The organism is Pseudomonas sp. Pseusp15 (assembly GCF_059492165.1).
The window spans coordinates 5,180,603-5,194,184 of the sequence record NZ_CP168523.1; the positions used below are offsets into that span (position 1 = coordinate 5,180,603).

A 13,582-nucleotide genomic window follows, 5' to 3' on the forward strand; every position below is an offset into this window, starting at 1 on the left:
GTTCTCCCTAGAAACCGCTTTCCCTGACCCCCAGGGCTGCCATGCGCCGCCAGGCAACGCCCAACAACGATTCGCCGCTGCCCTGCAACACCACAATGCCGCGCAAAGGTTGCACCGGCGTCGGCGTCTCTTCGAGGACGCTCAACCGCGCGCCATACTGCGCCTGCACCGGCTCGGCGCGCTGATGCTCATCCCGGCGTACGGCAATCGGCCCGTGATGATCGGAAGTCAGCGCCTCTTGATCGACATAGGCCGCGCCGTTGGTATCGATTTCGCTTAATTGCACGGCAATCGCCGGGTGCATCGGGTCATCGGCGATGAACCGCCCGCGAGCACCCGAAGCAACACGCCAGAGCTCGGCTTCAGCCAGATAACCGCGCAACCGCGCGCCGTCTTCGACCACCCGCACCAAAGGATCTTTAGTCGAAAGCCAGCGACCGACCGTTAACTGCGGCAACAGGTCGCGCACCTTGCCGGCGCGGGGCGCACGCAATAGCAGTCGCTCACGCTGGGCGACCAGGCCGCGGTATTCAGCCACCGCTTCCGCCAGGCGCTGCTCGACGATTCCGGCGTCGGCCGCGGTTTCGCTACGGCTGGCCTGACGACGCATCTGCAACTGCTGAATCTGGATCTCGCGGCGGACGATGGCCTGGCGTGAGTCCAGGTCCGGTGATTCCAGCTCGATCAGCACCTCGCCCTGGGCGACAACCTGACCGTCATGCACATTCACCGTTTTTACCCGCGCCGCCACCGGCGCGTGCAAGGCGCTGGTGTGTCCCGCCTCCAGCATCGTCGGCAGCTCCACCGCGCTGCGCCACGGCAGCGCCAGCAGCAACAACAGCCCGAACAATGTCAGGCTGCTGAGCAGTACCCGAGGTGTATGCGCCTGTTCGCGACGACTCCACCATTGCCGCCACTCGCTCAGGATCGGCAGGAAGATGAACCACACCAGCTCCACCAGCATCAGGAAGATCCCCAATACCTTGAAGAACAGGTGATAAACCGCCAGCGCAATCCCGAAAAACAACGCCGCGCGCCATAGCCACGAGCCGTATCCCCAGATCAACAACCGCCGCTGCATCCTCGGCGCCCACGGCTCCGGCGCCGGGGCAGCGTAGCCGAACAGGAACTCGCGCAATCGCCAGCGACACAAGGCAAAGGCACGTCCCTGAAGGTTGTCCACTTCCCAGAAGTCGCTGAGCAAGAAGTAGCCGTCGAAACGCATGAACGGGTTGAGGTTGATCACCAGCGTAGTAATCCAGGTCGCACTGGCGAGCATGAACGCCGCCGTGCGCCCGGGGCCATCGGGCAGCAGTGACCAGGCGAGCAGCGCGATACAGGCCAGCACCAGTTCCGCCAGCACCCCGCCGGCGCCGATCAGCAAACGCGCACGTCTATCGTTGACCCGCCAGGCGTCGCTGACGTCCGTGTAGAACATCGGCAGCAGCACCATGAACGCCACGCCCATGCTCTGCACCCGACAACCGGCGCGCTTGGCCATGAAGGCGTGGCCGGACTCGTGGCACAGCTTGGCGAAAAACAGCGCCACCGCGAACGCCAGCGCACCACCGAGGCTGAACAGGTGTGGAAAGGTGGCAATGAATCGCTGCCAGTCCCGCGACACCAGAAACACCCCGAGCCCCAGCGTCGCGGGCAATCCGTAGCGCAATGCGCGCGGGCCGAAACGCTCCAGCCACGGCCAGACGCGATTGAGAAAGGCGTCCGGACGCCACAGCGGAATCCGGAAAAACAGGTATTGATGCAGCAGGATTTTCCACAGGCTCTGGCGCTGAGCCGCGGCCTTCAGGCTGTAACTGGCGCGCTGCGATGGGTCGAGGGCGCTGATCAGGTCGTGGCCGCGCAAAAATTCCAGCAATTGCTCAAGCGCCGCGCCGTCCAGCGGCAGCCCTGGCTCGCGGTTGGCGGCACGCAGCACCTGCTCGGGATCACCCAGGGACCAATGACGCAGCAAGCGCATCGCCGCCGCGCCGAGTTTGAAATAACGTCCACGCACCGGGTCGGCCAGGGTCCAGCATGGTGACCCGTCGAGGGCCGGCGCCGCCGTCGACAATTGCAGGTCTGCCCGCAGGCTCGGCAGGCTCATCTAAAGGCCTACGCTCTGACGCAACCCGGCCAGCGGTCGACGCAACAGGTACAGCGCCAGCGGCGCACGGTCACCGAAGACTTTCGCCGTGCCACGCAAGCCAATGCGCGGCGGTGCGCCGTCGAATGTCGCATCCAGTCGATAAGCCAGTTGCCCGCCAGCTGTTGGCTGCGCTTCATAGGCCGAACGTTCGAGCCTGGCCTGGTGCCGCTGCAGTGGATCGCTGTCGAGAAACAGTGCGACCTGCGCCCCAGGCTCCAGGGCGATCGCATCGCCCACGGCCAATTCGATGCGCAACTCGGCCTGATTCGGGTCGGCGAGTTCCATCAAGCGCTCGCCGGTCTGTACCGGTTTGCCGGTCCAGCGTTCGGCATCGGCGAACACCGCGATGCCATCCCGCTCGGCACGCACTTCGCTGCGTTTGAGCAGTTCACGGGCGTAATCCCGTTCGGCGCGTTTCTGCTCGACACGTGCGGCCAGCAGATCGATTTTCGAACTGGATTCGGCATCGGCGAAGGAACGTTGGGAATTGGCCTTGAGTTCCGCTTCGGCAACGCCCAGAGCGCGCTCGGCCACATCAGCCTGAGCCTTGAGCGTGGTGCTTTCGAAGCGCAGCAGCAGGTCGCCGGTCTTCACCGTCTGGTTGGGTTTGACCAGGAACTCGGCGATCACCCCGTCCAGCGGCGCCGCGACCACCCGACCGCCCAACGGGACGACCTCAGCCGGCGCCAACACCGATTGGCGCACCGGAATCAGTAACCCGAGCAACAACACGGCGACCAGTGCCACCTGACGCTTGCGCGTCCAGCGCAGTCGCCAGGGTTTGCGCGGTTGCAGCGCCAGCCAGGCATGGCTGTAGGTGTCGCCCAGTTGCGACAACAGCACCTGCTCGGCAGGGTTCCACGGCACATCCCGCGCCAGCCACAGCCCGCCGAAGATCTCGCCCTGATGATCAATCAGTGGCAACCAGAACACCTGAGCGGCCGACAGACTTTGCCAATCGGCCTGAATCGATTCACTGAGCAGATCGGGCGCGATCACCCGTGCCTGTTTCAGCACCTCGAGCTTGAACAACTGCGCGACCGCTTGCTCGACAAACGCCACAAACGGCGCATTCGGCTCCACCGCACTGACACCGGTCACCGCCTGCACCTTGCCGGCGATCAACAATGCGGCATGGCGGAAACTGAACAGCGACTGACCGTCATTGACCAGGCTGTAGGCCAGTTGCGAAGAATTACGAGCCGCGCGGGTCTGGCGTTCGAGGTCGAGAAACCTGGCGAACACCTGCTCGGCGCCGCCCGTTACCGGGGCGTTCACTTGAGCTCCGCGAAACGGGCCGTTCCGCTCATGCCGGCCAACAGGCCGCTGGCGTTGGGCAGTGTCGCCACCAGCAGCAAGGTCTGGCTGCCTTCGTCGATCCGCGCGCCGAGGCGCTTGACCGTGGCATCCAGCGGCTGACCGGTTTCATCGGGGACAAAACTGAACGTCTGGCCGGGCTTGAGCTTGCCCATCCAGCGTGAAGGCACCAACAGGTGAATTTCCAGGGTGCGGTTATCGACCACATCCAGCAACGGCGCACCGGCGGCAACGCTTTCGTAGCGCTTGACCTTGCGCTCGACGACCTGGCCATCGAACGGCGCGACCACGCTGCAGCGTTTGACCTGAACCTGATAAACCTGAGATTGCGCCTGGGTTTCGCTGACCTTGGCCTCGGCCCGCGCCACTTCAAAGCGCCCGACCGAATTCAACGCCGCCAGTTGCCGATTATGGGCCAGCTCCTCACCGGCGCCACGATTGGCGGCCTGTGCCGCGTTGAGCTGAGCCTGATAAGCCGAACAGTCAAACCGCGCCAGGGTGTCGCCCTTTTTGAACGACTCGCCCTCACTGAACGGCAACTCGACAATCCGCCCCGACAACTCACTGGCGAGCACCGCCTGATCCCGGGCTCGCAACACACCGCGCGCCTCACTGCTGGCTGACGCGTTACCGCCGACCGCGTTGCTTTCCAGCAACGGATCGTCTGGCGCAGGCGCTTGCGCCTGTACTACGCACGTTACAAAGGTCAATCCCGCAACCCAAACACGAAAACGCCGCATAACCGTAACTCCCTGACGGATGAGCGGAGTCTACGACAGCGGGGGAACGCGTCAAGCGGATGGCCATCATTGGTTGGAGCGCGCGTTGGCGGATAGGTATTAATTTCCTTACAAATCATCCATATCAACGCTGCGCCATCTCCGCCACCGGATACACCGACTCCCATTCCCCACCCAACGCCTTGTACAACCCCACCATCGCCAACGACACCCCGGTCGAGCTTTCGACCCACTGCTGCTGGGTCGCCAGCAATTCGCCTTGCACGGTGAGGATGTTGATCTGATCTGGATTGATTCAGACGCAATGCTAGCAAACATCCTTCTGACTGATGTATTGGCAGGTCTGCCGCCATCGCGGGCAAGCCCGCGAAGGGGCCAGATCAGACACCGCAAAACTCAGCGCTGCATCCCCCAACGCTTCACCGTCACCCGCTCCAACGTATCAAACACCAGATTCTCCACCAGCAAACCGATCAGGATTACCACCGCCAACCCGGCAAACACCTTGTCGGTGTACAGCTCATTACGGTTCTGGAAGATGTACCACCCCAACCCACCCTTGCCGCTGGTAGCGCCGAATACCAATTCGGCGGCGATCAATGTGCGCCAGGCGAAAGCCCAGCCGATTTTCAACCCGGCGAGGATCGACGGCAACGCGGCCGGGATCAGGATGAACAATACGAAACGCATGCCCTTGAGGCCGTAATTGCGCCCGGCCATGCGCAGGGTTTCCGAAACGCCAAGAAACCCGGCGTAGGTGTTCAACGCCAACGCCCAGAGCACCGAATGCACCAGTACAAAAATCAGGCTGTTCTGCCCCAGCCCGAACCACAGCAGCGCCAGCGGTAACAGGGCGATGGCCGGCAACGGGTTGAACATCGAGGTCAGCGTGCTCAGCAGATCGCGACCCAATTGTGTCGACACCGCCAACGTGGTCAGCGCAAACGCCAGCACAATCCCGATCAGGTAGCCCTTCAACAACACCACCAGCGAAATCCACACCTTGCCCAACAACTCACCGCTGAGCAGGCCGTCGTACAGCGCGCTGGCGGTTTGCAGAAAGCCTGGCAGCAGCAGGTCGTTATTCTGGTAACGGGCAACGGCTTCCCAGAGCAGCGCGAGCACAATCAGGATCAGGCTTTTACGCAACCAGCCCTGTTGCCAGAGACGCTGACCGAGGGCTAACTCACGCTCCAGCGGGACGCTCGTCAGCGGCTGCAAAACGGTTTCGTACTCTTTACGCGCGGATGATAGCGGGCTCATCGGGCACTCCTCTCAATGGCTCAATAAGCGATGCGAATATCGGCGAAATCCAGCTCACAGGCGGTTTCCGGGGACTGGCCTTCATCGAACAACAGCCGATGAATCCGCCGTGCCGATTCCTGGAACGCCACCCCCCCGAGGCTGTGCAAATCGTATTGATGGCTGTGGACTTCGGCTCGTACCCGCCCCGGATGAGGCGACAGCAGCAGAATCCGATTACCCACCACCAACGCCTCTTCGATGGAGTGAGTAACGAACAGCAGCGTGAAACGCACCTCTTCCCAGAGCAGCAGCAACTCTTCCTGCATCTTGCGCCGGGTCAGCGCATCGAGGGCGGCGAAGGGTTCATCCATCAACAGGATTTTTGGTTGCATCGCCAACGCCCGGGCAATCGCCACCCGAGCTTTCATGCCGCCAGACAGGGTATGCGGATAGGCATCGGCAAACGCCGCCAGACCGACCTTGTCCAGATAGTGCAGCGCCCGCTCTTCAGCCTCTTTACGCTTGAGGGTTTTGGAAGCGAGCAGCGGAAACATCACGTTCTGTTTGACGGTTTTCCACGGCGGCAGCTGATCGAACTCCTGGAACACCACGATCCGGTCCGGCCCCGGCGCATCGACCCGCTGGCCTTGCAGGCGAATCTCGCCCTCACAGGGCGGGATGAACCCGGCGACCGCCTTGAGCAACGTCGATTTTCCGCAGCCGGACGGACCGAGCAACACAAAGCGGTCCGCCGGATCGATCTCGAAACTGACCTGATGGGTCGCTCGAACCACACGCGCAGGCGTGCGGTATTCCAGGCTGACCTGGTCGACCGACAGCAGCGCTTGCGCGGCCGCGATCGGATTGCTGGCCGTGTGGCCTTGCAAGGGGGCGTTCATGTCGATCAGCTCCCTTGCAGCGGCTTGGCATCCTGGAAGAAGTAATCCTTCCACGAATCCGGTTTGTTTTTGATCGCGCCGACGCGGTAGAGGAACTCGGCCAGCGGGTAAGTGTTTTTCGGCGTGACGGTAAATTCGAACTGCGGGTTGTCGATGATTTTCAGCAATGCCGCACGGTCGATTTTTGCCTTGGTGACACGGATGTATGTGTCGGCCGCCGCGCCTTTATCGTTCTGCGCAAACTCGGCCGCTTCGGTCAGCGCCGCGATGAAGGCTTTATAGGTTTTCGGGTTCTCGTTGCGGAATTTCTCGGTGGCGAACAACACGGTCGGCGAGTTCGGGCCGAGCAGGTCATAGGTGTTCAGCACCACGTGCACGCTGGGGTTTTCCAGCGCCTGATCCTGGAAGGGCGGGTTGGAGAAGTGCCCGGTCAACTCGGTGCCGCCAGCGATCAGTGCCGCAGTGGCATCCGGGTGCGGAACGGCGATGGTGTACTTGTCGAGGCGATTGAACTCTTTGTCGCCCCATTGCTTGGCCGCTGCGTATTGCAGGAAGCGCGACTGCACCGACACCCCGACCGCCGGCACCGCAATGCGGTCCTTTTCGGTGAAGTCAGCGATGGTTTTGACCTTCGGATTATTACTCACCAGGTAGTAAGGGAAGTTGCCCAGGGAAGCCACGGCCTTGACGTTCTGTTTGCCGTGAGTGCGGTCCCAGATGGTCAGCAGCGGCCCGACGCCAGCGCCGGCAATGTCGATGGAGCCGGAGAGCAACGCATCGTTGACCGCCGAGCCGCCGGAGAGCTGGGTCCAGTCGACCTTGATGTCGATGCCTTCCTGCTTGCCGTATTTCTCGATCAGGTTCTGATCGCGCACCACGTTGAGCAGCAGATAAACGATGCCGAATTGTTCGGCGATACGAATTTCACCCTCGGCGTGGGCCACGGTCGGCGCCAACAGGCTGCCGGCGAGCAGGCTGAAACCCAGGCCGATAGCGGCGGCCAACGGTGCAAATGGAAGACGTTTGGACATGAGGGTTCTCCGAAATCAGAAAGGCGCGTCGCCCTGGATGGTGGTGCGATACAACTTGCGGCGCAGATGGCTGGGGCATCCGGCGGCGAGGTGAATCAGCGAGCGGTTGTCCCAGAACACCAGGTCGTGGGCCTGCCATTGATGGCGGTAAATGTTTTGCGGCAACACGCTGTGGGCGTAGAGCTCGTCGAGCAATTGTTTGCTCTCGTCTTCCGGCAAACCGACGATGCGGGTGGTGAAGCCCTCGCTGACGAACAACGCCTTGCGACCGTTTTCCGGGTGGGTGCGGACGATCGGATGAACAACTTCAGCGACCTGAGCCAGTTGCTCCGGCGTCAGGGTCGGACGCCAGTTGCCCTCGAATTTGCTCTCGCTGTAGCGCGCCGTGTAGGAATGCGCGGCCGAACGACCTTCGACGGCTTTACGAAGCGCCTCGGGCAAGCTGTCCCAGGCTTTGTGCATGTCGGCGAACAGCGTGTCGCCGCCTTCGGAGGGCAGCTCCTGGGCATGCAGCATCGAGCCCAGGCTCGGCAGTTCTTTATAAGAGAGATCGGAGTGCCAGAACTTGCCGGCATCACCGAGGCCGATGGATTGGCCGTTTTCGATGATGTTGGAAACGATGAGGATTTCCGGATGCCCGGCCAGCAGGAATTGCTTGAGCACGTGGATCTGCAACACGCCGAAACGGCGGCTGAAGGCGATCTGCTGTTCGGGGGTTATGCGCTGGTCGCGGAACACCACCACATGATGATCCAGGTGCGCACGGTGGATTCGGGAGAAGTCCTGGTCATTGATTGGGCGGGACAAATCCAGGCCGATGATTTCGGCACCGACGGCACCGCTGAACGGGCGGATTTCGAAGGCTTGCGACGCGAGGGTGGCGGCGCTTGTTGGCTCAGGCTTTGGGGAAAAAGAGACAGCTGGCATAAAAATCACTCCCACGCACGGCGCGCTCAAGGGCGCGCGTCGATCAGAAACTCACGGAGGTCCCGTGTTGGTTCGTGTCGTGCGGCGCGCCGATTGGTCGGCAGGTACGCAGGGAAGTGACTTTATAGGTATAAGAATTTAAATTTAAATACCGTTAGCGAATAACGATATGGCTTTTGAAGTGTGGTGTCTTTGAGGACGCTTTCGCGGGCAAGCCTCGCTCCTACAGAAGCCCCGCGTCCTGTAGGAGCGAGGCTTGCCCGCGAAGAGGCCATCAGCCTCACCCGAAAACTACCGCTCGTGCAACGCCTCGGCGCGAGCCCGGATAATCGGCTTGAGCAAATAACTCAGTATGGTCTTCTTGCCAGTAATGATATCCACCGACGCCACCATTCCAGGAATGATCAGCAACGGCTTTTCATCCGTCCCGAGGTGGCTGCGCTCGGTGCGCAGTTTGATGATGTAGTACGTGGTCTTCTTGTCTTCGTCGGTGATGGTGTCGGCACCGATCTGCTCCAGCTTGGCTTTCAGCCCGCCATAAATGGTGTAGTCGTAAGCCGTGAACTTCACCGTGGCGTCTTGCCCCGGATGCAGGAAGGCGATGTCTTGCGGGCGAATCTTGGCTTCCACCAGCAAGGTGTCGTCCAGCGGCACGATTTCCACCAGGTCGCTGCCCGGCTGGATCACGCCACCGATGGTGTTCACCAGCAACTTGTTGACGATGCCCCGTACCGGCGATGTCACCAGCGTTCGGCTGACCCGGTCTTCCAGCGCTTTGCCGGTAGCCTGGGCCTTGTTCAGATCGGTGCGCGCTTCGTTGAGTTGAGTCAAGGCTTCACTGCGGAATTTGCCGCGAGTCTCGTCGATCTTGCGCTGAACTTCCTTGATCGCCGATTCGGCGCGAGGGATCGCCAGGGTGGTGGCGTCCAATTGGCCGCGGGTTTCGACCTCGGCACGCTTGAGTCGCAATACCTCAACCGGGGATACCGCGCCCTGAGCCACCAACGGCTCGGACATGGCGATTTCCTGACGCTGCAAGGCCAGACCGCTGCGGTACTGGGCCTGTTTGGAGGTGAACTCGCGCAGCTCCTGTTGCTTCTGGATCAACTGCTCCTGCAAGCCACCGATCTCATCGTGCAGTTGCTGACGACGGCTGACGTACAACGATTCTTCGCTGGCAGCCTGGCCAGGCACGGCTTTGAGCACATCGGCGGGGAAATTCAACGGACGGTCATCGACCTCGGCGCTCAAGCGCTCCACGCGCAACAGCATCGACAGCCGATCGGCCTCGGTTTCGCCAACATTGGAGGCAAACCGTGTGTCGTCCAGACGTATCAGCGGCGCGCCAGCCTCGACGATTTGCCCTTCCTTGACGAACAGCTCGGAAACGATGCCACCCTCAAGGTTCTGGATTTTCTGGATCTTCGACGACGGAATCGCCTTGCCGTCGCCCTTGGTGACTTCATCGATCACCGCAAAATTGGCCCACAGCATCAGGAACACGAAGAAGCCGATGATCGCCCAGATCGTCAACCGCACCACGCGCGGGGCGTCCTCGATCAGCGCTTTGTTGACCTCGGGAAGGGGCTGGCCTTGCAGCGACGCGGAGCCTTTGAAGTAGCGGCGGATGGATTCTTTGACCCCGGACTTAAGCAACACTGATCTGCCCCTTTTTCAACGCTTCCATCACGGCGGCTTTCGGGCCATCGGCGAGAATCTGCCCGCGGTCGATCACCAGCAGGCGATCCACCAGCGACAACAGCGAGGCCCGGTGCGTCACCAGCACCACGGTCTTGTTTTCCACCACGGCAGCGAGGCGTTGTTTCAGGCGCTCTTCGCCAGTGTTGTCCATGGCGCTGGTGGGTTCGTCCAGCAACAGGATCGGCGGGTTGAGCAGCAGCGCTCGGGCCAGGGCCACGTTCTGGCGCTGACCGCCGGACAGGTTCTGCCCACGCTCACCGACTTGCAGCTCATAACCTTGCGGGTGCAGGCGGGCGAACTCGTGGACACCAGCCAGTTCCGCGGCTTGCAGCACCAATTCGTCTTCGACATAGCGCGCGCCCGACACCAGGTTGTCGCGCAACGTACCGGCGAGCAATTGGATGTCCTGGGGCACGTAGCCAATATTGTGGCGCAGTTCGCTAACGTCGATCTGGCGGATATCCACACCATCCACCAGCAACGCGCCGTCGTCCGGCTGATAGAGGCCCACCAGCAGTTTGGCCAGGGAGCTTTTGCCCGAGCCGCTGCGACCGATGATGCCGATCTTCTCGCCCGGCTTGATGATCAGGTTGATGCCCTTCAGCGCGGGGTTCTGTTGATTCGGATAGGTGAAGGTCAGCTGACGGCATTCAATGGCGCCTTGCAGGACCTTGCGGCTCAGCGGGCGCTCGTCGAAATTGCGCTCCTGAGGCAACTCCATCATCTGATCGACCGAGGTCATGGTCACGCGGGCTTGCTGGTAGCGGGTCAGCAGACCGGACAGCGAGGCCAGCGGGCTGAGGGCGCGACCGCTGAGCATGTAACAGGCGATCAAACCGCCCATGCTCAGGTTGCCGGCAATGATCTGGTACACGCCGAAGACGATCATGATCACCCCGGCCAATTGCTGAATCAGCAAGGTGATGTTCATCGCCAGACCAGACAGCATTTTCACCCGCAGCTCAAGGCGGCTGAGGGTGCCGATAGTCTGTTCCCACTGATACTGGCGTTCGCTTTCAGCGTTGTTGACCTTGACCGCATCAAGACCGGCGAGGGTTTCGATCAGGCTCGACTGGCGCTCGGCGCCCAGGGCCATGGTTCGCTCCATGGTCGCCACCAGCGGCTTCTGCAAGGCATAACCGATCAGCAGCGCAATCGGGAACGCCAGCACCGGAATCCACACCAGATGCCCGCCGAGGATCGCGATGACCAGGAAGATCAACAGCGTAAACGGCAGGTCGATCAGGCTGGTGAGGGTCAGCGACGCAAGGAAGTCGCGCAGGCTCTGAAATTCATGGATGTTCTGGGCAAAGCTGCCGACCCGCGCCGGACGGTACTTCATGGCCATGCCGACGATGCGCTCAAACAGCGTCGCTGAAATGATCAGGTCGGTTTTCTTGCCGGCCAGGTCCAGGCACAGACTGCGCAGGCTCTTGAGAATCAGGTCGAACACATAAGCGCCGGTGATGCCGATGGCCAGCACCCAAAGGGTCGATTCGGCCTGGTTCGGCACCACGCGGTCGTAGACATTCATCACGAACAGCGGCGCGGCCATGGCGATGATATTGATCAGCAGACTGGCAGCGATGGCGTCGACGTACAGCCAGCGCGAACGCTTGAGGGTGTCGCGAAACCACGAACGCGCGCGCGGGATCAGCGTGCCGTGATTGACGTCGAATTTGTGCTGGGGTTGGGCGAAGAACACTTTGCCGCTGTAGTCGTCGGCGAGCAGTTCACGACTGACGCAGACTTCGCCACCATCGCTTTCACTGAGCAGCAAGCGGGCCTGGTCTTCACCGTGCCAGCCGAGCAGCACCGCACTGCGTCCGTCCTTGAGCAGCAACAGCGCCGGCATGGCGATCGCTGGAATCTGCTCCAGCTTGCGTTGCAGCACCCGCCCTTGCAGCCCGGCACGAGCAGCCGCACGAGGCAGCAGTTCGACGCTCAAGCGCTGTTTGGGCAACGGCAGGCCGGTGGTCAGCATCGCCGCGCTGGCCGGCTTCTGGTGCAACGTGCAGAGGGCTAGCAGGCCGTCCAGTAACGGATCGTCATGCAGCGCGCGTGGATCATGAATGAGTTGCACTCGACTGACTTCTGATTCCACGCTCGACACTCTTGGCTAACAGTTGAAATGGGGCAGGACTCAATTCATCCCAGGCAGCTGGACCTTGGGCTTCACGTCATTCTGCACAACGGATGCCAACGGTGCGACCACGCCCTGACTTTTGAGCAATTCGCCCATGGTCGCCTTGATTCGGTACTGAGTAAATAACTGAATGTTTTTGATCTCGACCAGCCGACGGGAAGCGGTGAACAGCTCGTTTTCACTGTCGAGCAAGTCAAGCAGCGTCCGTTCGCCGAGGCTGAATTGCTTCTGATACGCGCCGCGCACGCTGGCGCTGCGATCGACATATTGCTGGGCGATCGGCACCTGGGCGTTGGCGTTGTTCAGGGCATTCCAGGCCAGGCCCAGTTCTTCATTCAACACACGCAGGGCGTTGTTGCGAATATCCAGCGCCTGGTTCGACAGGTAGGACTTGGATTCCAGATCGGCCTTGTTGCTGCCACCGGCAAACAAATTGAAGCGCATGCGCAGCATGGCCTGCCATTCGTTGTTGTGACCGTTCTGACCATCGAGGTCGTTGTCGGCGGTGCGACCCAGTTCGGCATCGAAGCGCGGGTAGAAGCTCGACTTGGCGGCTTCGTACTGTTTCTCGGCAGCAGCGATATCCGATTCGGCGGAACGCAGGATCGGGCTGTTTTCCAGCATCTGCGCCCGGGCTTCATTCAGGTTGGCTGGCAACAGCGCCATAAAATCGGCAGGCCGCTCCAGTTGATCGGGCATTTGGCCGACGGCACTGAGGAAGTTGGTCTGGGCGTCTGCCAGGTTGGTCTGCTCGGTGATCAGGTTGTTGCGGGCCTGGGCCATGCGTGCTTCGGCCTGATCGAGATCGGCGCCGCTGCCCACGCCGCGCTGGGTGCGCAATTTGATCTGGTCAAAAATCCGTTCGTGGTTTTTCAGGTTGTCTTCGGCCAGGCGCACGAATTCGCGGCGGGTCAGCACATCGAGATAAACCTGAGCGACGGTCAACGCGGTGCGTTCCGAGGTGCCCATCAAGGAATAAGCACGGGAATTAACGGTGGCTTGTTGACGCCCCACTTCGCTGGACGTCGCAAAACCGTCAAAAACCATCTGTGACAGACGTAAACTTGACTCGCTCCGGTTCAGCGTTTCCCAGTGGTTGCTGCCGCCAGCGGCACGGGTGGAGACACTGTCGGTGCCTTCGCGACCATAACCGCCCAGCAGATCGACCCGTGGCAGGTATCCACCTTTTGCAGCCTTTAATTGATAATCCGCGGCCAGCCGACTATTGACCCCTGCCTGGATTTCCGGATGGACATCCAGTGCCTGTTGCATGGCCTGCGGAAGGGTTTGCGCCTGAACAACGCTGGCGGCAAAGGCGAAGGGTAGAACCTTGAACAGGTGCAAACGCATAGTTGGAATTTCCCGGGACTTCTTGTCTTGAATCACTGCAGAACATGGCGCTGCATCGCATGGTGGCAACCGGAATGACC

10 protein-coding genes and 1 pseudogene are annotated in these 13,582 nt (G+C 61.2%); all 11 read right to left on the reverse strand.

Going from position 1 to position 13,582, the window contains the following annotated elements:
- Positions 1 to 7 precede the first annotated feature (7 nt).
- The 11 genes and pseudogenes from ACEN8R_RS23385 to ACEN8R_RS23435 all read right to left on the reverse strand — a co-directional run bounded on the left by ACEN8R_RS23385 (position 8) and on the right by ACEN8R_RS23435 (position 13,502).
- The gene (locus ACEN8R_RS23385) at positions 8 to 2,104 is read right to left on the reverse strand and encodes a site-2 protease family protein (protein ID WP_495624388.1); all 2,097 of its coding nucleotides are present in this window, start codon (positions 2,102 to 2,104) and stop codon (positions 8 to 10) included.
- On the reverse strand, positions 2,105 to 3,424 hold the full coding sequence (locus ACEN8R_RS23390) for an efflux RND transporter periplasmic adaptor subunit (protein ID WP_018929402.1): 1,320 nt from the start codon (positions 3,422 to 3,424) through the stop codon (positions 2,105 to 2,107).
- Positions 3,421 to 4,203, reverse strand: a complete 783-nt coding sequence (locus ACEN8R_RS23395) for an efflux RND transporter periplasmic adaptor subunit (RefSeq protein WP_138866594.1) — start codon at positions 4,201 to 4,203, stop codon at positions 3,421 to 3,423. Before ACEN8R_RS23395 ends, ACEN8R_RS23390 begins: the two co-directional genes overlap by 4 nt.
- A 124-nt stretch (positions 4,204 to 4,327) precedes the next feature.
- A pseudogene (locus ACEN8R_RS23400) lies at positions 4,328 to 4,489 on the reverse strand (efflux transporter outer membrane subunit); the annotation flags it as partial.
- Between the two features lie 110 nt (positions 4,490 to 4,599).
- Entirely contained in the window at positions 4,600 to 5,466 is an 867-nt protein-coding gene (locus tag ACEN8R_RS23405) for an ABC transporter permease (RefSeq protein WP_028939519.1), read from the reverse strand.
- A 20-nt stretch (positions 5,467 to 5,486) separates the two neighbouring features.
- Positions 5,487 to 6,347 carry an ABC transporter ATP-binding protein gene (locus tag ACEN8R_RS23410; RefSeq protein WP_495624389.1) on the reverse strand — a complete coding sequence of 287 codons (861 nt, stop codon included), beginning with the start codon at positions 6,345 to 6,347 and terminating at the stop codon, positions 5,487 to 5,489.
- Positions 6,348 to 6,352: 5 nt separating this feature from the next.
- The gene (locus tag ACEN8R_RS23415; protein ID WP_018929407.1) at positions 6,353 to 7,378 is read right to left on the reverse strand and encodes an ABC transporter substrate-binding protein; all 1,026 of its coding nucleotides are present in this window, start codon (positions 7,376 to 7,378) and stop codon (positions 6,353 to 6,355) included.
- 15 nt (positions 7,379 to 7,393) lie between these two features.
- A complete protein-coding gene (locus ACEN8R_RS23420; protein ID WP_018929408.1) occupies positions 7,394 to 8,305 on the reverse strand; it encodes a TauD/TfdA dioxygenase family protein in 912 nt (303 codons plus the stop codon).
- 291 nt (positions 8,306 to 8,596) lie between these two features.
- The gene (locus ACEN8R_RS23425; protein ID WP_018929409.1) at positions 8,597 to 9,964 is read right to left on the reverse strand and encodes an HlyD family type I secretion periplasmic adaptor subunit; all 1,368 of its coding nucleotides are present in this window, start codon (positions 9,962 to 9,964) and stop codon (positions 8,597 to 8,599) included.
- Positions 9,954 to 12,110: a type I secretion system permease/ATPase gene (locus tag ACEN8R_RS23430; protein WP_018929410.1), complete on the reverse strand. Its 2,157-nt coding sequence runs from the start codon at positions 12,108 to 12,110 to the stop codon at positions 9,954 to 9,956. Before ACEN8R_RS23430 ends, ACEN8R_RS23425 begins: the two co-directional genes overlap by 11 nt.
- A gap of 39 nt (positions 12,111 to 12,149) precedes the next feature.
- The gene (locus ACEN8R_RS23435) at positions 12,150 to 13,502 is read right to left on the reverse strand and encodes a TolC family outer membrane protein (protein WP_018929411.1); all 1,353 of its coding nucleotides are present in this window, start codon (positions 13,500 to 13,502) and stop codon (positions 12,150 to 12,152) included.
- Positions 13,503 to 13,582 lie beyond the last annotated feature (80 nt).